Origin of the sequence: Naasia aerilata (assembly GCF_030296595.1) — a bacterium.
Lineage (GTDB): Bacteria > Actinomycetota > Actinomycetes > Actinomycetales > Microbacteriaceae > Naasia > Naasia aerilata.
The window spans coordinates 1,785,085-1,807,418 of sequence record NZ_AP027731.1; the positions used below are offsets into that span (position 1 = coordinate 1,785,085).

The following is a 22,334-nucleotide window of genomic DNA, read 5'->3' on the forward strand; positions in this document are numbered from 1 at the left end:
CGGCCCTAGGGCGAGACCGTCAGCCGCCGAGCGGGATCTGGTACTGCACCATTCCGCTGTTCGTGGCGACGCGGTCGTAGAGCGCGCGCGCCGTCGCGTTCGACTCCGCCGTGAGCCAGTAGACCTTGGACGCGCCGCTTCCCGCAGCCCACTCGGTGACGTGGGCGATCAGCGCGCGGCCGACCCCGCCGCCGCGGGCGGACGGGGAGACGAAGAGGTCCTCCAGGTAGCAGTAGCTCGTGGTCGTCCACGTGGCCGGATGGGTCAGCCAGTGGACGAGTCCGACCGCCGTCCCCTCGTCGTCTCTCGCCAGCACCCCGTGGATGCCCGAGCCGGGGTCGACGAGACGGTCGAAGGTGGCCGCCGTCGTCCGGGCGTCGAGCGTCGTCTCGTAGAACTCCAGGTAGCCGTCCCACAGGGCGAGCCACTCTCCGCGGTCTGCTGGAGTGACGGGCGCGATCGTGACCATGCAAGAAGCGTATCGACGGGGCTGCCCGTCACCCGCGCCAGCGCAGCGGCGCCTCCCGGAGCAGCTCGTCCGCGTCCTCGGGCAGAAGGAGGCCGAACCCCACCTCCGCGCGCACCGCCTCCGCGAAGCGGTCGAGATAGTCCGCGCGCGTGGCGTAGCGCTTCCGGAGCTCGGCCAGCGGGAACGGCCGACGACTGCCGACCAGGCGTGCCAGCATGTCCGGCCGGCTGAACGGCATCCACTCGGGCGGCGGCTCGCACTCGTCCGACGCCGTGCTGTGCGGGGCGTAGACCGCGGTCGGCACGCGGATCCACGGAGGCCGGACCCCGCCGAGCACGTTGCCGTCGGCATCACGCTCGAGCGACTCCGTTCCCGGCCGGTGGGCGAACCGCTCCGCACGCGGCGGCACGACGCCATCGGCGAGCCAGCGGTGCAGAACCTCGAACGCGCCGCGGAGGTAGAGATCGAAGCGGCCGTCCCCGCGCTGCTCGGTGGTGTCGAAGGCGGGCCGCCCTCCACCTCGCCGCTCGTGCTGCTGCTGATTGGTGAGCACGCTCGGGCGCGCCTCGATGTGGGCGGTCCCGGCGATCTCGTACAGGCGGTACCGGTCGTCCGAGCCGTCGGAGTCGGCCCGGGTGACGTGCTCGTGCGTCTCCGCCTCCGTCTCGCTGAGCACCTCGAACGCGATCGTGCGTCGTGCCGCGATCGTGCGCCTGGGGTCGTCGGCCGCGATCTCCGCGTCGCCGGGGGAGAGGGGCGGATACCCGGCGGCACCCGCGCCGCCCGAGGAGATCCCGATCACGATGCCGTCGAGGAGGGGGCGGCCGTCCGGACGGGTCCAGTCGGCGGCGAAGCCGTCCTGCAGAACCACGCGGCAGAAGCTGCCGGTGGCCGACATGCCGGACAGGATCACCCGCTCGGGCGCCGTCCCGAACTCGCCGCCGACGAGGGCGCTCACGGCGGCGCCGAGAATGTCGTACTCCTGGCCCGCGGCGGGGATGTTGATCCCGGCATAGCGCCGCGGATCGATCGTCTCCCGCAGCAGCTCGGCGATGTGCGGGAACACCGTCACGCCCATCCAGGCGTGTCCGCCGCGGATCAGCCAGGGGTGGATCGCGTTCCACACGAGGGCGGAGTCGAGGTCGGGGTGCAGCGGCTCGACCTGCACGAGGCCGGATGCGGCCGCGTGATCCGCGGGGCGGCGGACGAGGACGCGGGTGCGGAACGGCACGTCCCGCCGTGCGGCGACCCGGGCACCGTTCTCGTCATGGCGCCACACCGTCGCCACGCCGTCGAGCACGTGCTCCTCCTCGACGTAGCCTGCCGCTACGAGGTCGACGCCCATCCGCAGCTCGGGCAGCCACGACGCGCCGAAGGGCCGGCTCTCGTCCGCGGAGGGGAGATTCGAGGATCAGATCGCGACACTGCGGTCACCTTCCAGGGCTCTGGGAACCTATTGTGGCAATGTCAGGTTAGCTGATACTTTCGCCGCGGCGCAGGTCCTGCGTCACCGCAGCAGCAACATTTGCAAAGGAGCATCATGTCTGCACGTCACAGCCCCTCCCGGAAGCTGCTGGCCACCGCCATCGCCGCCATCGCGGTGCTCGGCGGAGTCTCCGCCTGCTCGTCCGCGCCGTCCTCGGGAGGTGGGAGCACCTCCGGGGCGACCACGACCGGCGGCACCCTCACCACGCAGTTCGCCGGCGTCCCGATCAGCCTCAACCCGGCCCTCGGCGGCTCGGGCGGCAGCGCCATCTTCACGTCGCTGCCCTACGACTCCCTGATCTGGCAGACGGGCGACGGCACCCTCATCCCCGACCTCGCGACCGACTGGAAGCTGTCGGACGACAACAAGAAGCTGACCCTGACCCTGCGGAAGGGCGTCACCTTCACCGACGGCGCCACGATGGACGCCGCAGCCGTCAAGGCCTCCCTCGAGTACTTCCTCAAGGCCGGCGGCGGGGGCACGCGCTACGCGGGCCCCGTCGACACGATCGAGGCGCCCTCCGACGACACCGTCGTCATCAACTACAAGTCCGCGTACCCGGACGGGCCCGCCTACCTCACGCAGTACTGGAGCGTCGGGCAGATCATCGGACCCGAGGGGATCGCCGACCCGGAGTCGCTCCTCACGGAGTCGGACGGCACCGGCCAGTACGCGTACTCGGCCAGCGACTCGGTGACGGGCTCCTCATACACCTACGTCAAGAACAAGGACTACTTCAACCCGGACGCGCAGCAGTTCGACAAGGTCGTCGTGAAGGTGATCGGTGACCCGAGCGCCGTGTCGTCCGCCATCACGACCGGGCAGGTCGACTTCGCGGGCGTCAACCCGACGACCGCGGCCACCGTTGAGGCCTCCGGCCTCAAGCTCGTGAAGGCGCCCTTCTTCACCTGGGGCCTCACGGTCGCGGACACGCAGGGCACGCTCAACCCGGCACTCAAGAGCGCCGAGGTGCGCCAGGCGATGGCCCTGGCCATCGACCGGGAGGCGCTCGCGAGCGCGATCGGCGCGGACTTCACCCACGCCAACGGCCAGATGGGGGCTGAGGGCACCGACGGCTACGTCGACGGCTTCGGCTTCGAGTACGACGTCAAGAAGGCCAAGTCGCTCCTCGCCGAGGGCGGCTACCCGGACGGGTTCAGCCTCGACGTCCTGACGGAGAACATCCTCGACGGCCAGACGACGATCTCGCAGGCGATCGCCGGCGACCTCGGCAAGATCGGCATCAAGGTCAACCTCGTCGTCAAGAACTCGGTGCCCGACTTCATCCAGGCGTCGCTGAGCAAGCAGTACCCGGCCGTCATCTGGCCGGTCGTCGGCGCGAACTCGGCCCAGGTGGTCTCGAACTTCATCCAGCCCGGCGTCACCAACCCGTTCGGCAACACGAACGAGAAGCTCTCCGCGCTGTACGAGAAGGCCCAGTCGGAGACGAGCGCCTCTGCGCGGACCTCCGCCTACGAGGACATCACGAAGGCCGCCAACGAGGAGGCGTGGTTCGCGCCCGTCCTCTCGACCGACAATGTGTACGCGGTGGGCAAGAACATCACGGGCGTCACGGCGTCCGCGCTCAACCCGAACCCGCTGCCGCAGGCGCCCGACGCGAAGTACGCCTGGAAGCGCACCAAGTAGCGGTCGCAGTTCCTCCACTACCGGCAGTGGCGCAAGTCCCGGCCACTGCCGGTCGTGGCGGCGAAGCCCTCCCGTGATCCCGCGTGGCGCAGTACCGGCCACGCGATCCGAAGAGCGCAGTCCCACCCAGCAACCGAGGGGTCCGGCCAGAGCCGGCCGGGCCCCCTCCTTGGAGCCTCCCACCCCATGGTCCGACTCATCGTCAACCGACTCCTGCTGTCGGTCGTCCTGGTCGTCATCTCGTCGCTCGCGATCTTCTTCCTGATGTCGCTGGTTCCGGGCGACCCGGCGCGCACGATCCTCGGCGCGAACGCGACGCCGGACTCGATCGAGCGGCTGCGGCAGCAGCTAGGGCTCAACGAGCCGCTCCTGTCGCAGTACGGCACCTGGTTCGCGGGCGTGCTGCGCGGCGACTTCGGCCAGTCCGTGTTCACGGGCGACCCGGTCGTGGCACTGATCCTGTCCCGCCTCCAGGTCACCCTGTCCCTGATCCTGCTGTCGACCCTCGTCATCGCGGTGCTCGGAGCCACGCTCGGGCTGCTCAGTGCCGTCCGCGGCGGAGTGCTCGGCAAGCTCCTCGACGCGGTCTCCCTCGTCGGCCTCGCGCTCCCGAGCTACTGGGTCGCGATCGTGCTGGTCGCGCTCTTCGCCGTCACGATCCGCATCTTCCCGGCGACCGGCTACACGGTCCTCACCGACGACCCCGGACGGTGGCTGCTCTCCCTGATCCTGCCCGTGGCGGCGCTCTCGCTCGGCGGCGTCACCATCGTCGCCAAGCAGATGCGCGACTCAGCCCTCGACGTGCTCGCCCGCGACTACATCCGCGTGCTCCGCGCGACCGGCGTCCGGGAGAGCTCGATCGTCTTCAAGCACGTGCTCCGCAACGCCGCGCTGCCGTCGCTCACGGTCGTCGGCCTCACCGTCGTCGGAGCACTCACGGGAGCGGTCTTCGTCGAGAACGTGTTCGTGCTGCCCGGCCTCGGCACCCTGGTCACCCAGGCGACCACGTCGCACGACCTGCCCGTCGTGCTGGGCGTCGGCGTCTTCTTCACCCTCTTCGTCATCATCGTCAACCTCGCGATCGACCTGCTGTACGGCGCGCTGAACCCGAAGGTGCGTGTCCGATGACCGGCTCTCCGAAGACCGGCGCCATCCCGGCCGTCTCTCCTCGACCGGCTCGATCGCGACCGCCCGCACGAGGACGAAGGCGCTGTCCGCCGGGCTCTTCCGCCGCGTGCTGAGAAAGCCCCTCGGCCTGGTCTCGGCGATCGTGCTCCTGGTGATCATCGGGGCGTCCTTCGCGGCCCCGCTGCTCGCCCCCTACGACCCGCTCGAGCAGAGCCTCCGCATCGTCCGCCAGGGACCCACCGGCGCGCACATCCTCGGCACCGACTCCCTCGGCCGCGATGTGCTGAGCCGGCTGCTCTTCGGCGGGCAGGAGTCGCTGAGCGGTGTGCTCGTCGCGGTCGTCTCCATGCTGATCCTCGCGATCCCGCTGGGCATCCTCGCCGGCTACCTCGGGGGCATGTTCGACCGCATCATCCTCCGGGTGGTCGACATCCTGCTCTCGATCCCGGGCACGATCATCACGCTCGCGGTGCTCGCGATCTTCAACAACAGCATGTTCGTCGCGATGATCAGCGTCGGCGTCCTCGCCAGCGGAGCGTTCATCCGCGTGTTCCGCAGCGCGGCGCTCGCGGTGCGCACCGAGCTCTACATCGGGGCCGCACGCGTCGCCGGCCTGGGCCAGCTCCGGATCATGGCGCACCACGTGCTGCCTCAGCTCCGCGGCGTGCTGCTCGTGCAGGTCACGCTCTTCTCGGCGGCGACCCTCGGCATCCAGACCGGCCTCGCGTTCCTCGCCTTCGGGCCTCCGCCGCCCGCGCCCACGTGGGGAGGAATGGTGGCCGAGGCCGCCACCCTCATCCAGTCCGACCCGTGGCTGCTCGTCCCGTCCGGCGGCATCATCGCCGTCACGACGCTGGCGCTGTGCCTCCTCGGCGACGCACTGCGCGACGCTAACCAGGAGCGCTTCACCCGAGCCGCTCTCTCCGCCCGCCCGGCCGGGCAGCAGGCGGTCGTATCCGGCCCCGAGCTGAGCGCCGCGGGGACCGACCTCGGCGAGCCGCGGCCGGGCGCCCTGCTCTCGGTGCGCGGGCTGACCGTCGGATTCGGTGCCCGCGGCTCCGAGACGACCGTGGTCCAGCGCGTCGACTTCGACGTCCTCCCGGGCGAGGTCGTGGGGCTCGTGGGCGAATCGGGCAGCGGGAAGACGGTCACCGCGCTCGCGCTCCTCGGGCTCCTCGGCGAGAACGGCCGGATCACCGCGGGATCCATCCGGCTGGGCGATCAGGAGCTGGTCGGCATGTCGAACGCGCGGCTCCGGGACGTGCGGGGCGCGCGGATCGCGATGATCTCCCAGGAGCCGATGGTCTCGCTCGACCCGTCCTTCCGGGTGGGATCGCAGATCGCCGAGGCGGTGCGCGCGCACGAGCGGATCAGCCGCCGGGACGCGCAGGCCCGCGCCCGGGAGCTCCTGCAGGCCGTTACGCTCGACCCCGCCGTCGCCCGGCGGTACCCCCACGAGATTTCGGGCGGCATGGCGCAGCGCGTGGCGATCGCCATGGCCCTGGCCGGGCGCCCCGAGCTCCTCATCGCCGACGAGCCCACCACCGCGCTCGACGTCACGGTCCAGGCCGAGATCCTCGACCTCCTGCGCGCGCTGCAGGAGCAGACCGGCATGGCGATCATCCTGGTCAGCCACGACTGGGGCGTGGTCGCCGATCTCTGCAGCCGCTCGATCGTCATGTACGCCGGTGAGGTGGTCGAGCGAGCGACCGTCGCCGAGGTCTTCGCCGCGCCCCGGCACCCCTACACCGCGGCGCTCCTCCGGTCGAACCCGCACGCGGCGGTACCGGGCGAGCCTCTGCCGACCATCGGCGGCGCGGTCCCCTCGCCGACCCAGTGGCCCGTCGGCTGCCACTTCGCCCCCGCTGCCCCCTCGCGACGGACGCGTGTCGGCGCGCGCCCATCCCCATGGTGCACCTGGACTCGGATCGCGCCAGCCGCTGCATCCGCATCGACGAACTCGTACGGGAGCAGGCATGAGCGACACCGCGCCGATCCTCGAGGTCCAGGACCTGGTCGTCGACCACGGCACCGGACGCAAGCGCAAGCGCGCCGTCGACGGCGTGAGCTTCGCCATCCCCGCGGGGACGACGCTCGGGCTCGTCGGGGAGTCGGGATCCGGCAAGACCACGACCGGCATGGCCGTCCTCGGGATGCTGCCCATCGCGGGCGGACGCGTCGTCTTCGAGGGCCGCGACATCTCGAAGCTTCCGGCGCGCGAGCGGCGCACGCTCGGGGCCCGGCGCCAGGTCGTGTTCCAGGACCCCTACAGCTCGCTCGACCCGAGCAAGACGATCGGCTACACGCTGGCCGAGCCCTGCCTCATCGCGCCGCGGGACCACCGGATGACCCGCGAGCAGGTCGCGGAGCGGTCGGCGATGCTCCTCCAGCGCGTGGGACTCGGAGCAGACTCGGCGCAGCGGTACCCGGCGCAGTTCTCGGGCGGTCAGCGCCAGCGCATCGCGATCGCGCGCTCGCTCATGCTGTCGCCGCGGCTCATCGTGTGCGACGAGCCGGTCAGCGCACTGGACCTCTCCGTCCAGGCGGAGGTGCTCAACCTCCTCGTCGAACTGCAGCGGGACCTGGGACTCAGCCTGCTCTTCATCTCCCACGACCTCTCGGTCGTCCGGCACATCTCGTCCTCGATCGTCGTCCTCCGCGGCGGCCGCGTCGTCGAGCAGGGCGCTGCGGCCGAGGTGTACGAGAACCCCACCGATCCCTACACCCGGGCGCTGCTCGACGCCGCGCCCGTGCCCGACCCGGTCGAGCAGCGGCTGCGCCGGGAGGCGCGCCGGCTCACCCGAACAGAAGCGAGGCAGGCATGACGCTCATGGACATCGGCGACGGCGAGCTCTGGTACGAGGAGTTCGGCTCGGGCGACGAGATCGTGCTGTCCTCCGCGATGGGCTTCGCCCGCGGCGCCTACCCGGAGATCCTCGCCGCGCCGCCGACCTCGTATCACGTGTACACCATCCAGGCCCGCGGCTTCGGGCGCTCCACCCACCCCTCCTCGCCGCCCGAGATCGGCTGGCTCGACCAGTGGGCCGACGACGTGTGTGCCTTCGCCGACCGCATCGGCGCGGAGCGCTTCCTCTACACGGGCATCTCGCACGGCGGCGGCATCGGCTGGCACATCGCCCGCAGGCACCCCGAGCGGCTCAAGGCGCTGATCTCCGTCGTCGGCACGCCCCACGATCGCGCCGGCGGCACCGAGTCCTCTGCGGGTCGCCGCCGGTTCATCGAGCAGCGGAAGGACCCCGCCGCCGTGACGGCGATCCTCGAGCATCTCGCGGGCTGGACCGACGATCCTGAGCGCATCGCGTCCCGGAAGGAGCGCTTCGCGGCGGCGGCGGCCGAGACGGCCGCGCGCCCGCAGGACGAGGCGGAGATCAACCAGGGCAAGCCCTTCCCCGACGCCAAGACGGACGAGGAGCTGGCCGAGGTGTACCGCGGCATCCGCCTGCCGGTGCTCATCCTCGCTGCGATGCGCGACGGGGTCATCTCGCCGGAGGCGGCCCTGCGTGCGGCGGTCAACGTGCGCGGTGCGAAGGCCGTCCTGTTCGAGGACGAGGGGCACATGATGGGCGAGGAGTCGCCCGAGCGGCTCGCGCGCGAGGTGCGGCTCTTCGTCGACGAGCTGCACGGCGTCGCGGAGCCGCCGATGCGCGCATGACGGCGGGATCCATCCGGATCGCCGCGGTCGGCGACCTCATCGTCGACCGCCCGGATCCGGACCGGTTCTTCACGCTCGCCGCCGCCACGCTCCGCAAGGCCGACCTCACGATCGGCCAGCTCGAGGTGCCGCACGCCACGACGACGGTCGTCGCGACCGGCGATGTCCCGGCGCCGCCCGCCGACCCCGCGCACCTCGCCGCGATCGCGCGCGCCGGCTTCGACGTGCTGACCCTCGCGGGCAATCACATGGCGGACGCCGGCGGGGAGGGCATCGCGGAGACGCTCGCCGCAGCATCCGAGGCCGGCCTCGTGACGACCGGGGCGGGCGCGGATCTGTCCGCGGCCACGGCGCCCGTCGTCACGGTCGTGGGCGGCCTCCGTGTCGCCGTGCTGTCCTTCAACTGCGTGGGCCCGGCCGACGGCTGGGCCACCAGCCGGCGCCCCGGGGTCGCCTATGTCCATGTGCAGTCCCACTACGAGGCGATCGGGGCGAACCCGGGGGACCGCCGTCGGTGCACACCTTCGCGGAACCGGCCTCCTCGCCGAGCTCCGCCGCCGGGTCGCGGACGCCGCGGCCGCAGCCGACGTGCTGGTCGTGGCGCTGCACAAGGGCCTCGTCCACACGCCTGCGGAGCTCGCCGCCTACGAGACGGAGGTCGCCCATGCGGCGATCGACGCGGGAGCGACGATGGTGGTCGCGCATCACGCGCACATCCTCCGCGGGGTCGAGCTGTACCGCGGCCGGGCCGTGTTCCACGGGCTCGGCAACTTCGTGACCGTGACGGATGCCCTGACGCCGGCCTCCGCCGGCATCGAGGAGCAGCGGCGCTGGGCCGAGCGGCGCAGGCGCCTGTTCGGCTTCGACACCGACCCGGCCATGCCGTCCTGGTACCCCTTCCATCCCGAGAGCCGCAACACCGCCATCGCGGTGCTCGACGTCGACCAGGACGGCGAGGCCCGCTTCGGGTTCATCCCGTGCTGGATCGACGAGGGCGGCAGGCCCGGACCGCATGGCAACGACGAGCGCGGGCGCGCCGTCGCCGACTACATCCGGAGCATCTCCGCACAGGAGGGCTTCGACACCGACTTCGCCTGGGAAGGCGACATCGTGCGGGTCCGTCCCGCACCGGAACAAGGAGAACGCCCATGAACGACGCCGCCGACCGGCCATTGGCCGGGAAGACCGTCCTCGACCTCACCACCGCGCTGTCGGGGCCGTACGCGACCCTGCTGCTCGCCGGGCTCGGCGCCCGCGTCATCAAGGTCGAGAACCCTCAGCTGGGCGGAGACTCGTCGCGCAACAACTCGCCGTACTACAGCGAGAACGGCCTCCAGGCACGCCGCACGAGCGATAGTGACATGTCGGTGTCGATGATGCTCCGGGGCCGCAACAAGGAGAGCATCACCCTCAACCTCAAGACGCCGGAGGGGCGACGGGTTCTGCACGAGCTCATCGGGAAGGCGGACATCCTCGTGGAGAACTTCACGGCGGGCGTCACCAACCGGCTGGGGATCGACTACCCGGTCGCGCACGAGCTGAACCCCCGTCTCGTCTACGCATCGATCAGCGGCTACGGCGCGCAGGGGGCTCCGGGCAGCGGCAAGGCGATGGACACGATCGTGCAGGCGCTGAGCGGCACTATGGTCACAGCGGGGAGCCCCGGCGACGCGCCCGTGCGGTTCGGGCTGCCGATCGCCGACCTGGTCGCGCCCCTCTTCGCCGTCATCGGCGTGCTCGCCGCCGTGCTCGAGAGTGAGCGGACGGGGGAGGGCCAGCACGTCGACGTGTCGATGCTCGGCGCCCTCACCTCGCTCGTCGCCTGCGAGCCGTTCGACGCGTTCGAGAAGATCGGGATGCCCCTGCGCACCGGCTCCTACGTTCCGCGCCTCGCGCCCTTCGGGGTGTTCGCGACGGAGGACGGCTGGTTCGCGCTCTGCGGTCCCACCGACGCGTTCAGCGCCGGCGTCATGGCGGCCCTCGGCACTCCGGAGCTCGCGGACGACCCCCGGTTCGCCCGCCGCGACAACCGCGTGCACCACGCCGACGAGCTGCACGCGATGATCGCCGGCTGGGCTCAGCACCTCACGGTCGCCGAGGCCGTCCGCCGGCTCGAGGAGAACGGGGTCCCCGCCGCGCCCGTGCGCGACACCGGCGAGGCGGTGCGTGACCCCCTGGTCCTCAGCCGCGGGGAGGTGGAGCCGCTGCGCCACCCCGTGTTCGGCATCGCGCCCGAGCTCTTCGGCTCCGGCGTGCCGATCATCCTGTCCGGCAGCAGCACGTCGCTCGACCGGCCGGCGCCCTGGCTGGGGGAGCACACGGAATCCGTGCTCGGTGAGTTCCTGGGCTACGGCGACGAGGAGCTGGCGGCGCTCGAGGAGGCCGGGGCCCTGTGACGGACGATCTCGCCCGGGCGTACGCCGGCCTCTGCTCGGCCGCCGAGGCCGCCGCCGCGGCGGGCCGCCCGGTGATCGGGATCGTCGGCCGCGATGTGCCGGCCATGCTGATCACGGCCGCCGGCGCGCAGCCGTTCCGGCTCAGCCTCGCGGGCGAGGAGTCGGACGAGGCGTGGGCGATCCTCGGGCGTGCGGTGGATCGGGCGGCGGCGGTCGTCCTCACGGCGGTGCTGTCCGGCTCGCTCGACTTCCTCCGCGCGCTCCTGCTCACCCACGACTCCGAGGCGTCGGTGCGCCTCTTCTACACGCTGCAGGAGCTGCACCGGCGGGGCAGGATTCGGATCCCGGTGCACCTCGTCGACCAGGTGCACCTCGATCGCCCCAGCACCCTCCGCTACAACGTGACGCAGCTGTCGGCTCTGTGGGACCGCCTGGAGGAGTGGACCGGCGCCGGCATCACGACCGGCAGCCTCGAGGCCTCCCTCGCCGAGCATGCCCGGGTGCGGCGCGTGCTCGCGGGCCTCCGCGCCGCGCGGCGTGCTCCGGCGGCCGTGTCCGGCGTCACGATGCTCCACAGCTATGCGGTCGCGGCCGGACAGGCCCCCGCCGAGACGGTCGCCCTGCTGACCGCGGCCCGCCCAACTGCGTCCCCCGAGCGGCGACTCGAGCTCTTCGTCACGGGCAGCGCGCCGATCGGCGACAGCGTGTATCGCATCCTCGAGGGAACCGGCGCCGTCGTCGTGGGGGAGGATCACGACTGGGGCGATCCGATCCTGTCCGATCTCCTGCCGGAGCGCATCCGGCCCGACCGTGACGGCGTCCTCGAGGACCTCGCGCTGTCCCGCCTCCGTGGTGCACCGGCGTCGGCCTCCTCGTCGATGGCCGCGCGGGCGCAGGCGACGGGCGAGGGCATCCGCGCCTCGGGTGCTCGAGCGCTCCTCAGCATCGTGCGCAGTCATGACGAGGCGCCCCTGTGGGACTGGCGCCACCAGAAGGCGCACGCCGGGGTCCCGGCCGTGCAGGTCCGCGGTGCGGAAGCCGGCGACCCTGCCGCTCTCGCCGCCGCGGTCGAGTCGTTGCGGGCCGCGTCGTGACCCGGCTCGCGTCCGCGTCGGCGGCGCTCGCCTACCAGCGGGCATGGTTCACGCAGCTGAGGGAGGCGACAGCGGGCGGTGAGGACTTCGCCCTCGTCAACGCGGACGCCCCGCAGGAGATCCTCCGCGCCATGGGCATCCCGTACGTCGTCAATCAGTGGTGGGCGTCCATCGTGACCGCGAAGCAGGTCGCAGGCGACAGCCTCGAAGCGGTCGCCCGGAGCGGCTACCCCGACGACAGTCGCCAGTACGACGTCCTCGCGCTCGGCTCCCGGAGCCTGAGCGCCGATGCCGCGCCGTGGGGCGGGCTGCCCAAGCCGCGCTTCGTCATCGCCGAGCTGAGCGGCGACGCGACCGGCAAGGTCTTCGAGGCCTGGACCGACGATTCCGAGACCGAGTTCTTCCCCTACGAGCGCACGGCCGCCGTGACGCCGTCGGGTCCCTGGTGGGAGCTGGCGCCGCGCCGATGGGAGCACGTGTTCGGCCGGGAGCGGATCGAGCTGATGGCGGCCGAGAACCGCCTTCTCATCGAGTTCCTCGAGGAGCGCACGGGCCGCACCTTCGAGCCGGCCCGCCTGGTCGAGGTCATGGACCTCATCAACGAGCAGGAGGAGCTCAATCGCCAGACGCGGGACCTGATCGCCGCCGCCCGGCCCACGCCGGTCCGTGTCTCCGACACGATCCCGGCCGTCATGATCCCGCAGTGGCACCGGGGCAGCGAGTGGGGGCGGGATGCCGCCGGCGCCCTGCGCGACGAGGTGGCTGGACTCGTGTCCTCGGGTGCGTCGGTCGCTCAGGACGAGCGTCTGCGCCTCATGTGGGTCGGCCGCGGGCTCTGGGGCGACACCTCGGTCTATCGGCGCTTCGAGGACGAGTTCGGGGCGGTGTTCGTGTGGTCGATGTACCTCGCGATCGCGGCCGACGGGTACATCCGGTACGGCGACGACCCGATCGAGGCCCTGGCGGCGCGCTTCGTGGGCATCACCGACCTCCTCTACGCGCCCGCTCGCGCCGCAGTGGTACGTCAAGGAGGCCAGGGGTCACGGCGTGGACGGCGTGGTGCACCTCGTCGCCGACGACGTCCCCGGTGCGGCCTTCATCACCCAGGCTCTGGAGGAGGCGGGGGTGCCCGTGCTGGAGATCCGCGCCAGCAACGCGGATCCGCGGACCCTCGATCCGGCGGCGGTCGAGGGTGCGATGGCGCGCTTCGTGTCGACCCTCGCGTCGTAGGCGTGCGGGCCGTGCCGGCCGGCGGGTCCGAGCCTGCGCGGCGCCCCGCCGATGGTCAGCGGGATGGCGCCGCGGGCGGCGTGACGCTGCTGTACCTCATCAAGCAGGTGGAGCTCGCCATCCGTGCCCGGCTCGAGGCGGAGACGCGCGGGGTCGGCCTGACCGTCGTGCAGTACACCGCCATGACGGTGCTCGAACGGCGCCCCGGCCTCACCTCGGCGGAGCTGGCCAAGAACTCCTTCGTCCGCGCGCAGTCGATGGCGACGGTGACCGCCGAGCTCGAGGAGCGCGAGCTGATCTCCCGGCGCGTCGACCCGGCGCACCACCGGCATCTCCTCCTCTCGGTGACCCCGGCCGGGCTGGCGCTGCTCGATCGGCTGCGCCCCGCGGTGGACTGGATCGAGGAGCAGATGGTGTCGGCGCTCTCGGAGACCGACGTCGAGCGCCTCCGGAGGACCCTGCAGTACTGCCGGTTCTCTCTCGGCGGAGGCTGGCCGCACTAGCGCGCCGCACGGTGGGACACCGGTGGTCGGCTGGCCTCACCCTGCCCGGCGTCGCCCCCACTCGCACCAGGCGTAGAAGGCCGCGTAGCCGATGAGCGATCCGCAGATCAGGGCGACGAAGGCGGGAGCGACGGGCCGTGACCAGTCCAGCGCTCCGCCGCCCGCCAGGGCGAGTGCGCCGCAGAGGAACACCAGGCTCACGAGCTGAGCCTGGAACATCGTCCGGAAGGCGCTCCAGCGGTCGTCGGCGAGCAGCCAGAGGTTGACGACGCCGGGCAGCGTGAGCACGCCGCCGAGGATCCGGGCCGTGAGCGGCGTGAGCGTCCAGCCCCACTGCGGGATCAGCAGCTGAGGGGCGGCGAAGAGGGCGAGCCCGGTCAGGAGCGATGCGGCGCCCACAAGGGCCAGCAGCAGCCGGGACCACCGCGGGATGCGCCAGTCGTTGCGCGCCGCCCGCCCGTCGTCCGCCCGCCAGTTGAGGGCGAGCGCGCCGAGGGTCAGGAAGGGCGTCGTCACGTAAAGGGTCACCCAGGTCACGAAGGAGATGTGGCCGAAGTGGAACCGGTCCCAGTGCAGGAAGGTCGCGAGCCCGAGCAGCGTCGCGAACACGAGCACGGCCGGGAAGCCGTACTTCACGTGGTGCCACCGGTCCTGCAGCGCGACCTGGGTGAAGAACCAGATGCCCCCGACGTAGGCGGAGCCCAGCAGCATCGCGGTGAGCGGCGGCTCGATCGTCCACGCGAACAGCTGCTCCGTTTTGCCGGGGAACAGGTAGAGGATGCCGCTCGCCGCGAGGAGGAACGGGACGACTCCGATGGCCAGCCAGCGGGTGTAGCGCCCGATGCGATCGGCGCCGTCGGCGCGCCAGACCGGACGAAGCGGGCGTGATGCGGTGCGGGTGCCCGGTTCGGCGCCGCTCATGACTGCTCCTGCGCGCCGACCGCCACCGGACGCTCCCGCGTGAGCGCGAGGGCCTCCTCCACCGCGTCCTGGGGCGTGAGGCCTCGTCCCTCGGTGTAGCCGTGCTCGAAGAGCTCGGCGCCCGGTCCGCTGCGCAGCGACCCGACGAGCTGCGAGTGGAAGGCGAATGCCGAGGGGTTGAACAGGCCGACCCGCTCGCGGAGCGTCTGCGCCGCGCCGAGCAGGCGTCCGGCCCGCTCGACGTCGCCGCTCAGCGCAGCCACCCCGATGAACCCCTCCAGGCCGTAGGCGACGCCGTCGTCGTGGCCGACCTCGAGCGACAGCCGCAGCGCGCGCTCGTGCGTGGCCGCCGCGGCCGGGAGGTCCCCGCGCAGCAGCTGCGCCCAGCCCAGGTGGTTGAGCGCGATGCTGATGCCGAGGCCGTCCTGCCGCCCTTCGGCGAGCCGGTCCGCTGCGGCGAAGTCGGCGAGCGCGGCATCCGAGTCCTGGGCGAGCAGGGAGAGCCGTCCGCGCGAGACCAGGGCCATGCCTTCCCCCACTGGTCGCCCGCCTGGCGGAACAGCTGCAGGCTGCGGTCGAGGGCGGCGGCCGCAGCCGGCACGTCCGGTGCGGCGCCGGTGAGATGGGCGAGCGCCAGCGAGATCAGCGTGAGCGCCTCCTCCGACGGGGAGCCCACCCGGCGGAACAGCTCGGCGCTCTCGGTGAGCCCCGGCACGATCTGCGGCGCCGGCTCCTGCCAGAAGCCGATCGCGCAGGTGAAGTACAGCGCGATGGCGCGGGTGCGGTCGCTGAGCGGCGCCTCGGCGGCGAGGAGCTCGTCCATCCAGCCCCGCACCTCCCCGAGCAGCCCGCCCAGCCACCAGTAGGTGTAGAGGCACCAGGAGAAGTCGGCGGCCGCCTCCCAGTCGTGGATGTCCAGGAGGTGCCGCGCGGTGGCCCGGAGGTTGTCGCGCTCGTCGGCGAGCTCGGCGACGCACTCCGCCTGGCGCGGCCCGGCGAGGTCGCGCGCCGCATGGCGCGCCAGCTCGGTGAAGTAGCGGGTGTGCAGGTCGCGCACTTCGCCGAGGAGGCCGGCCGCGTCGAGCTTCTCGAGTGCGTATTCGCGCACGGTCGCGAGGAGCGCGAAGTAGGTGCGGCCGCTCCGGTCCTGCTGGCGGACGAGGCTGGAGTCGACGAGCGCCTCCAGCAGCATCAGCACGTCTCCAGCGGAGTCGCCGGCGAGAGCCTCCACGGCCTCGAGCGAGAACCGGCCAGCGAAGATGCCGAGCCTCCAGAGCAGGTCGCGCTCGGGCGCATCGAGCAGCCGGGTGCTCCAGTCGATCGTGCTGCGGACCGCCTGTTGCCGCGGCGGGAGGCTGCGCTGCCCGCCGACGAGCAGGGCCAGCTGGCGGTCGAGCCGGTCGAGCAGCGTGGCCGGGGTGAGGAGCCGGACGCGCGCAGCCGCGAGCTCGATGGCGAGCGGCACCCTCCAGACGCTGGCTGATGCCCTCGACCGCCTCCACGTTGGCGGCGGTCAGCTCGAAGTCCGGCTTCACGGACCGCGCGCGCTCGACGAAGAGCGCGACGGCGGGGAGGGTCGCACGCCCGGTCTCCAGGGAGCCGATCGGGGGTTCGGCAGGCCCAGCGGGAGCACCTCGACGCTCCGCTCGCCGGCGACGCGGAGCAGCGTGCGGCTGGTCACGAGCACCGTGAGGCGCGGTGCTCCCTCGAGCAGCGCGGTGACGAGCGGGGCGGCGGCCAGCACCTGCTCGAAGTTGTCGAGCACCACGAGCGCGTTGCGATCGCGCAGCGCGGTGACGAGCTTCTGCTCGAGCGGCAGGTCGCCGGTGTCGCGGACCCCGAGCGCCTGGGCGACGGCGCTCGGGACCAGTGCCGCGGTGTCCACGGGCGCGAGGGGGATGAAGGTGACTCCGTCGGGGTAGTCCGTCGCCATCCGGTGCGCGACCTCGATGGCGAGACGGCTCTTGCCGATCCCGCCGGGACCGGTGAGCGTCACGAGCCGCGCGCCGTCCGACCGGATCAGCTGGAGCACATGCTCCACCTCCCGCTCCCGGCCGAGCAGCTGGGTGAGCGGGGCGGGGAGCGTCGCGCGAGGGAGGTCCGGGGCCGGCTCCACCGGGTCGTGCTGCGCCGCTTCGCGCGACCGGCTCTCCTCGAAGCGCTCGGCCAGCAGCACCGCAAGGTCGGCGACGAGCAGGTCGCCGAGCTCCGCCGGGTCCCGGAAGTACTTGAAGGACGCGCGATCGTCGTTGCGGATCCGATCGAGGAGGGCGTTCAGCCGGGGCTCCCGCGTTCCGGTGGTCTCCTTGATGTAGACGAGGCGCGGCATGTCCTCCGGCACCAGGTTGTACTCGTCCTCGAGGCCGGACACCTCCTCGTCCGGCGCGACCCAGCCGTAGCGCTCCCAGTAGAGGCCCACGAAGATGTCGCTCTGCTCGAGGTAGGCCCGGTAGAGGCTCCGAGGCGGGTGCGGGCGCGCGCCGAGCTCGAACATCACGGGCGCGGCCGCCAGCCGCTCGATGGCGGTCCGAACCACGGCGCGCTCCGCGGCCAGCTCCTTGAGCGTGGAGCTGACGAAGACGCGGAGCCGCTGATCCGGTGTGCGGATGATCGATCGGGCGCCGCCCGGACTCGCGGCGTTCACGAGGCCCCGGTGGGGGACGGAGAGGCTGCCGGGGCTGCTGACCCGGCCGGCACGGCAGCCTCGGCCACCGCGGAAGGCGGCGTTGCCGGCACGAGTCCGAGCGCGACGTCGACCGCGTCCGTCGGGCTGAGCCGGCGGCCCTCCTCATAGCTCCGCTCGAACGCGCCGGAATCCCTGCCCGAGCGGATCTCCCGCACGAACCGGTCAGCGAAGGCGTACTCGGTCGGATTGAACATGCCGGCGCGCTCACGCAGCGCTCGTGCCGCGCCCGTCAGCAGACCCGCGCGCTCGACGTCGCCGCGGACGGCGGCGACCCCGATGAAGCCCTCGAGGCCGAGCGCCATGAACTCGTCGTGGTGGAGGCCGACAGACACCTGCAGCCCGCGCTTCATGTCGGTGCACGCCTCGTCCACGCTGCCGACCAGGAGCTCGCCGACGCCGACGTGGTCGAGCGCGAGGGTGAGGGCGAGGGCGTCCTGCTGCTGCTCTGCGAGGCGGAGCGCAGCCTGGAAGTGCGTGAGAGCGCTGCGCGGGTCCTTCCGCAGCAGCTCCACGCGCCCGAACGCGATCTGCGCGAGCCCGGCGCCCCAGAGGTGGCCAGCCTCCTGCAGGAGGTCGAGGCTGCGCTCGAGCGACGCGACCGCGGCCGGGATGTCCGGCTGCGGACCGGTCACCTGTGCGAGGCCGAGCGAGATGAGGGCGATCCCCTCGTCCGCCCCGGCGCCGAGGCCGCGGAAGAGCTCGACGCTCTCCGCGAGGTTGGGCAGGATCGATTCGGCCGACTCCTGCCAGTAGCCGATCGCGCCCGTGTAGTAGAGGGCGACCGCGCGGGTGCGGGGCGACAGCGGGTCGCCGCCGTCGAGGAGCTCGTCCATCCACCCGTGCACCTCGCCGAGCAGGCCGCCGATCCACCAGTAGGGCAGCAGCGCCCACGCGAACTCGGACGTGGTGGCGGAGTCGCGGACCTCGAGCAGGTGGCGGACGGCGGCGCGCAGGTTGTCCCGCTCCTCATGAAGGGACTGCACGCGCTCGCGCTGCTGCCGGCCGATGAGGTCGACTCCCATGCGCCGGCCCCAGTCGACGAAGTACCGCATGTGCCGGTTGCGGAACTTCTCGACGAGCCCCTGCTCCTCGAGCTTCTCGAGCGCGTACTCGCGCACGGTCGCGAGGAGCGTGAAGTAGGTGCGCCCGCCGCGATCCTGCTGGCGGAGCAGGCTGGTGTCGACGAGCGCCTCCAGCAGCGACAGCACCTCGCCGGACACGTCCGTCACTGCCTCCGCGGCCTCCAGCGAGAACCGGCCCGCGAAGCCGCCGAGCTGCCAGAGCAGGTTCCGCTCGCGGGAGCCGAGCAGCCGGGTGCTCCACTCGATCGTGCTGCGCACGGCCTGCTGACGTGGCGGCAGGTTCCGCTGGCCGCCGACGAGCAGGGCGAGCCTGCGGTCAAGGCGGTCGAGGAGGGTGGCGGGGGACAGGAGCCGGATGCGCGCCGCGGCGAGCTCGATGGCGAGCGGCACGCCCTCCAGCCGGGTGCTGATCCGCTCGACTGCGTCGGCGTTCTCCGGGGTCAGCTCGAAGTCGGGCTTCACCGAGCGGGCGCGCTCCACGAAGAGCGCGACGGACGCCGGCACGGGCGCGTCGGGCCGCCACGGTCCGGTGCGAGCGGGAGGCAGCTCGAGCGGGCTGACCTCGACGGCGTGCTCGCCGGAGAGCCGCAGCATGGCCCGGCTCGTCACGAGCAGCTTGAGCGCGGGCGCCCCCTCGAGGAGCGTCGTGACGAGGTCGGCGGCGGGCAGCACGTGCTCGAAGTTGTCGAGCACGAGGAGCGCCCGGCGGTCGCGGAGGGCGGTCACGAGCTTGCGCTCGATCGGCAGGTCGCCGGTGTCGCGAACGCCGAGCACCTGCGCGATCGCGCTCGGCACCTGGCCCGGGTTCTCGACCGGCGCGAGGGGCACGAAGGTGACGCCGTCCGGGAAGTCGTCCTCCAGCCGGCGGCCGACGTCGATCGCGAGCCGCGTCTTGCCGATCCCGCCGGGGCCGGTCAGGGTCAGGAGCCGGACGTCCGGGTCGCGCAGGCGGGCCACGATGTCGCGGCCCTCCTCCTCCCGCCCGAACAGCTGGGTGAGGGGCGAGGGCAGCGCGCTGACCGGCTTCGGCGGCGGAGCCTGCGGCGGGAGCTGATCCTCCGACGGCGGCGCGGGCGCCGGCGGGGTGGATCGGCTCTCGTCGAAGCGCTCCGCCAGCAGCACCGCGAGGTCGCCCACGAGCAGCTCGCCGAGCTCGGCCGGCTCGGTGAAGTACTTGAAGGACGCGCGGTCGTCGGTGCGGATGCGGTCGAGGAGCTCGGTGAGCCGTGGCTCGCGCGCCCCCTCGGTCTCCTTGATGTAGATGAGGCGGGGCATGTCGGGCGGCGCCAGGTTGTACTCGTCCTCGAGCCCGGAGACGGTCTCGTCGGGTGCGACCCACCCGTAGCGCTCCCAATAGAGGCCCACGAAGATGTCGCTCTGCTCGAGATACGCACGGTAGAGCGCGCGCGGGGGTGCGGCCGGGCGCCGAGCTCGAACATGACGGGCGCCGCCATCAGGCGCTCGATCGCCGCCCTGGCGACCTTGCGCTCGGCGGCGAGCTCCTTCAGCGTGGAGCTGACGAAGATCCGGAGCCTCTGGTCCGGCGTGCGGATGACCGAAGGGGGCGTCAGGCCATGCGGATCCACGGCGGACTGCCCTTCGCCGTACCGGGACAGCGTCCAGCGCACATTGGCCTCACCCGTTCCTACCGTGGTCGGGGACACGCGTTGCGAGTACAGTAGCGGCGTCGTCCGAAGCGCGCACCTGTTCGGGGAGGCGGCATGGCATCCGGCGAAGAGACGCGGCCCGCGATCCTGGTCGCAGGCGTCTCCGAGGGGATGCGCGCAGACGTGCTGCGCGAGCTGGAGCGGCGCTACGCGGCCGACTACCGGATCCTCTCGGTGGCCACTCCGGAGGCGGCGGATCGGCTTCGCGAGCTGGCCGCCAAGGGGGAGCGGCTGGCGCTGCTGCTCGCCGACGACCCGCAGCCCGGGTCGTCGCCGACGTCCGTCTTCGCGGCAGCGCGGCGGCTGTTCCCCGAGGGGCGACGGGGCCGGCTGATCGAGTGGGGCGGCTGGGCGGATCCCGACGTCACGCGGACGGTGCTCGCCGCGATGGGCGAGGGGCTCATCGAGTACTACGTGCTGCGGCCGGGGCCGTCGCCGGACGAGTCCTTCCACCGCTCCGTGATCGAGTTCCTGCTCGAGTGGATGCGCACCGTCGGCGGGCGCCGCGACCTGACGCTCGTCGGGGAGGACACCCAGCCGCGGACCCACCAGCTGCGGTCCCTGGTCGCGCGCAGCGGCGTCTCCTCGCGCTACGTCGATCCGAGCACCGAGGCGGGGCGCGCGGTCCTCGCGGCCGAGCACCTGGAGTACGCCGGGGTGCCGCTCGTGCGGCTCGGCGACGGGCGGGTGCTCAGCGACCCCACGAACACGGAGCTCTTCGCCGCCTACGGGCTGTCGACCGAGCTGCCTGCAGAGCAGCCGGTGGACGTCGCGATCGTCGGTGCCGGGCCCGGCGGGCTCGCGGCCGCCGTGTACGCCGCGTCCGAGGGGCTGGCGACCCTCGTGCTGGAGCGCGACGCGGTCGGCGGGCAGGCCGGATCCAGCTCATTGATCCGCAACTACCTGGGATTCTCGCGCGGCGTATCGGGGACGGAGCTCGCTCAGCGCGCGTACCAGCAGGCGTGGGTGTTCGGCGCCCGCTTCGCGCAGACGAGGGAGGTGACGGGGATGACGATCGGCGACGTCTTCCGCCTGCGCGTGGACGGCGGCGAGGAGCTGCGGGCCCGCACCGTGGTGCTGGCCACGGGAGTCTCCTACCGGCGACTCGACCTCGGCTCGCTCAGTCCCTTCGTCGGCGCGTCCGTCTTCTACGGCGCGTCCGCGGTCGAGGCTCGCGGTCAGGCGGGCCGCACGGTGCACGTGATCGGCGGCGGCAACTCGGCAGGGCAGGCGGCGCTGCATCTCGCCCGCTACGCAGCCGACGTGTCGATCGTCGTGCGGGGGAGGGACTCGCCGAGAGCATGTCGCGCTACCTGATCGACGAGCTCGCCGCCGCGGGAGTGCACATCCTGACGAGGCGGAAGCTCGTCGGCGGCGGCTCCTCGACCCCCGGCGGCCGGCTCGACTCGATCGTGCTGCGGCACCGCGACACGGGGGAGGAGGAGACGGTGCGGAGCGATGCGGTCTTTATCACGATCGGCGCCCTGCCGCACACCGGCTGGCTGGATCCGGCCGTGCGCCGGGACCGGTGGGGCTTCGTCCTCACCGGTGCGGAGGTCGTGGAGGAGGCCCCGGATGCCTGGCCGCTCGAGCGCGGTCCCGGCGTCTTCGAGTCGTCCGTACCGGGGCTCTTCGCGATCGGGGATGTGCGGCGCGGCTCGGTGAAGCGTGTGGCCAACGCCGTCGGTGAGGGATCCGCGGTGGTCTCCGCCGTGCACGCGGCGCTCGCCGAGCAGGCGACGCGCGCCCGCTGACGGCCGCCGAGGTGGCACTTGCTGCTGCCACCTCGACTGGGAAAGAGCATCACCTGCCACCTCGGCGGCGCCCTCGCCGTCACCGGCGCGAAGAGCTGACCGGCGAGGCCGGACCCTTCCGCACGCAGGCAGTCCCGCAGGCCGACTCAGTCGGCCAGCGGCAGAGCAGGCTCCTGGGCCGAGGCGGCACGGCGCCGGGCCTTGCGGGCACGGGAGACGGCCGCGCTTCCGATCATGACGCCGGCGTAGGCGAGGAGCCCGATGGCGACGATCGGCACGAGCCAGCCGCTGTACTGGCCGACGACGATGCTGGCCCAGCCCACGAAGGGCACGCTGTACCAGATGACGCCCTTGATCTGGGCCTCGGTGACCGGAGCCGCGTCGGCGGCCTGGTTGTTGTCGCCCTGGGTGATGAACTCCTTGGTGCCGTTCGAGATCGAGTGCACCTCGATCACCCGGTGCGAGACGACGGCGGGGTTGTCCGGCTTGATCTGGTACGTGATGACGTCACCGAGGCGGATGTCCTGCACGGGAGTCGGGCGCACCACCACGAGGGTTCCCGGCGGCAGTGTCGGCTCCATCGAGCCGGTCAGCACCG

The 22,334-nt window shown here is 72.4% G+C and carries 16 protein-coding genes and 3 pseudogenes; 11 read left to right on the forward strand and 8 right to left on the reverse strand.

Annotated elements, in window-relative coordinates:
* Positions 1-19 precede the first annotated feature (19 nt).
* Together QUE51_RS09460 and QUE51_RS09465 are read right to left on the reverse strand one after the other, a co-directional pair.
* A complete protein-coding gene (locus QUE51_RS09460; protein ID WP_286276146.1) occupies positions 20-469 on the reverse strand; it encodes a GNAT family N-acetyltransferase in 450 nt (149 codons plus the stop codon).
* A 28-nt stretch (positions 470-497) separates the two neighbouring features.
* A complete protein-coding gene (locus QUE51_RS09465) occupies positions 498-1,814 on the reverse strand; it encodes an alpha/beta hydrolase domain-containing protein (protein WP_286276147.1) in 1,317 nt (438 codons plus the stop codon).
* A gap of 195 nt (positions 1,815-2,009) precedes the next feature.
* On the opposite strand from QUE51_RS09465, the gene QUE51_RS09470 reads away from it, so the two are divergent.
* From QUE51_RS09470 to QUE51_RS09510, 10 genes and pseudogenes are all read left to right on the forward strand, one after another.
* Positions 2,010-3,602, forward strand: coding sequence for an ABC transporter substrate-binding protein (locus QUE51_RS09470; protein ID WP_286276148.1), 1,593 nt, complete (start codon positions 2,010-2,012; stop codon positions 3,600-3,602).
* A gap of 186 nt (positions 3,603-3,788) precedes the next feature.
* Positions 3,789-4,730, forward strand: a complete 942-nt coding sequence (locus QUE51_RS09475) for an ABC transporter permease (protein ID WP_286276149.1) — start codon at positions 3,789-3,791, stop codon at positions 4,728-4,730.
* 151 nt (positions 4,731-4,881) lie between these two features.
* Positions 4,882-6,606: pseudogene (locus QUE51_RS18055) on the forward strand (dipeptide/oligopeptide/nickel ABC transporter permease/ATP-binding protein); the annotation flags it as partial.
* Positions 6,607-6,706: 100 nt separating this feature from the next.
* Positions 6,707-7,555, forward strand: a complete 849-nt coding sequence (locus QUE51_RS09485) for an ATP-binding cassette domain-containing protein (RefSeq protein WP_286276151.1) — start codon at positions 6,707-6,709, stop codon at positions 7,553-7,555.
* Positions 7,552-8,403 carry an alpha/beta fold hydrolase gene (locus QUE51_RS09490; protein ID WP_286276152.1) on the forward strand — a complete coding sequence of 284 codons (852 nt, stop codon included), beginning with the start codon at positions 7,552-7,554 and terminating at the stop codon, positions 8,401-8,403. The genes QUE51_RS09485 and QUE51_RS09490 overlap by 4 nt, the downstream gene beginning before the upstream one ends.
* Positions 8,400-8,765 (forward strand): annotated as a pseudogene (locus QUE51_RS18060) (CapA family protein); the annotation flags it as partial. The gene QUE51_RS09490 and the pseudogene QUE51_RS18060, both read left to right, overlap by 4 nt.
* A gap of 100 nt (positions 8,766-8,865) precedes the next feature.
* On the forward strand, positions 8,866-9,555 hold the full coding sequence (locus QUE51_RS09495; RefSeq protein WP_286276153.1) for a CapA family protein: 690 nt from the start codon (positions 8,866-8,868) through the stop codon (positions 9,553-9,555).
* The gene (locus QUE51_RS09500; protein ID WP_286276154.1) at positions 9,552-10,799 is read left to right on the forward strand and encodes a CaiB/BaiF CoA transferase family protein; all 1,248 of its coding nucleotides are present in this window, start codon (positions 9,552-9,554) and stop codon (positions 10,797-10,799) included. The genes QUE51_RS09495 and QUE51_RS09500 overlap by 4 nt, the downstream gene beginning before the upstream one ends.
* The gene (locus tag QUE51_RS09505) at positions 10,796-11,893 is read left to right on the forward strand and encodes a 2-hydroxyacyl-CoA dehydratase family protein (RefSeq protein ID WP_286276155.1); all 1,098 of its coding nucleotides are present in this window, start codon (positions 10,796-10,798) and stop codon (positions 11,891-11,893) included. The genes QUE51_RS09500 and QUE51_RS09505 overlap by 4 nt, the downstream gene beginning before the upstream one ends.
* Positions 11,890-13,626 (forward strand): 2-hydroxyacyl-CoA dehydratase, encoded by a 1,737-nt coding sequence (locus QUE51_RS09510; RefSeq protein WP_286276156.1) that lies wholly within the window; start codon positions 11,890-11,892, stop codon positions 13,624-13,626. Before QUE51_RS09505 ends, QUE51_RS09510 begins: the two co-directional genes overlap by 4 nt.
* A gap of 36 nt (positions 13,627-13,662) precedes the next feature.
* On the opposite strand, the gene QUE51_RS09515 is transcribed toward QUE51_RS09510, so the two are convergent.
* From QUE51_RS09515 to QUE51_RS09535, 5 genes are all read right to left on the reverse strand, one after another.
* Entirely contained in the window at positions 13,663-14,547 is an 885-nt protein-coding gene (locus tag QUE51_RS09515; RefSeq protein ID WP_286276157.1) for a hypothetical protein, read from the reverse strand.
* Entirely contained in the window at positions 14,544-14,810 is a 267-nt protein-coding gene (locus QUE51_RS09520) for a hypothetical protein (protein ID WP_286276158.1), read from the reverse strand. The genes QUE51_RS09515 and QUE51_RS09520 overlap by 4 nt, the downstream gene beginning before the upstream one ends.
* Positions 14,798-16,012, reverse strand: a complete 1,215-nt coding sequence (locus tag QUE51_RS09525; protein WP_286276159.1) for an ATP-binding protein — start codon at positions 16,010-16,012, stop codon at positions 14,798-14,800. Before QUE51_RS09525 ends, QUE51_RS09520 begins: the two co-directional genes overlap by 13 nt.
* 66 nt (positions 16,013-16,078) lie before the next feature.
* Positions 16,079-17,191, reverse strand: a complete 1,113-nt coding sequence (locus QUE51_RS09530) for an ATP-binding protein (protein WP_286276160.1) — start codon at positions 17,189-17,191, stop codon at positions 16,079-16,081.
* Positions 17,188-19,938, reverse strand: coding sequence for a DUF4062 domain-containing protein (locus QUE51_RS09535; RefSeq protein ID WP_286279338.1), 2,751 nt, complete (start codon positions 19,936-19,938; stop codon positions 17,188-17,190). The genes QUE51_RS09530 and QUE51_RS09535 overlap by 4 nt, the downstream gene beginning before the upstream one ends.
* Positions 19,939-20,465: 527 nt before the next feature.
* On the opposite strand from QUE51_RS09535, the pseudogene QUE51_RS18065 reads away from it, so the two are divergent.
* Positions 20,466-21,736: pseudogene (locus QUE51_RS18065) on the forward strand (NAD(P)/FAD-dependent oxidoreductase).
* 146 nt (positions 21,737-21,882) lie between these two features.
* Here QUE51_RS18065 and QUE51_RS09550 read toward each other — a convergent pair.
* A complete protein-coding gene (locus QUE51_RS09550; protein WP_286276163.1) occupies positions 21,883-22,332 on the reverse strand; it encodes a signal peptidase I in 450 nt (149 codons plus the stop codon).
* Between the last annotated feature and the right edge of the window lie 2 nt (positions 22,333-22,334).

What these genes read in the sequence shown, in the direction of transcription:
- QUE51_RS09470 (WP_286276148.1), top strand. Translation starts at nt 2,010, where the DNA reads ATGTCTGCACGTCACAGCCCCTCCCGGAAGCTGCTGGCCACCGCCATC.
- QUE51_RS09495 (WP_286276153.1), top strand. Translation starts at nt 8,866, where the DNA reads ATGTGCAGTCCCACTACGAGGCGATCGGGGCGAACCCGGGGGACCGCC.
- QUE51_RS09490 (WP_286276152.1), top strand. Translation starts at nt 7,552, where the DNA reads ATGACGCTCATGGACATCGGCGACGGCGAGCTCTGGTACGAGGAGTTC.
- QUE51_RS09465 (WP_286276147.1), bottom strand. Translation starts at nt 1,814, where the DNA reads ATGGGCGTCGACCTCGTAGCGGCAGGCTACGTCGAGGAGGAGCACGTG.
- QUE51_RS09485 (WP_286276151.1), top strand. Translation starts at nt 6,707, where the DNA reads ATGAGCGACACCGCGCCGATCCTCGAGGTCCAGGACCTGGTCGTCGAC.
- QUE51_RS09515 (WP_286276157.1), bottom strand. Translation starts at nt 14,547, where the DNA reads ATGAGCGGCGCCGAACCGGGCACCCGCACCGCATCACGCCCGCTTCGT.
- QUE51_RS09500 (WP_286276154.1), top strand. Translation starts at nt 9,552, where the DNA reads ATGAACGACGCCGCCGACCGGCCATTGGCCGGGAAGACCGTCCTCGAC.
- QUE51_RS09475 (WP_286276149.1), top strand. Translation starts at nt 3,789, where the DNA reads ATGGTCCGACTCATCGTCAACCGACTCCTGCTGTCGGTCGTCCTGGTC.
- QUE51_RS09460 (WP_286276146.1), bottom strand. Translation starts at nt 469, where the DNA reads ATGGTCACGATCGCGCCCGTCACTCCAGCAGACCGCGGAGAGTGGCTC.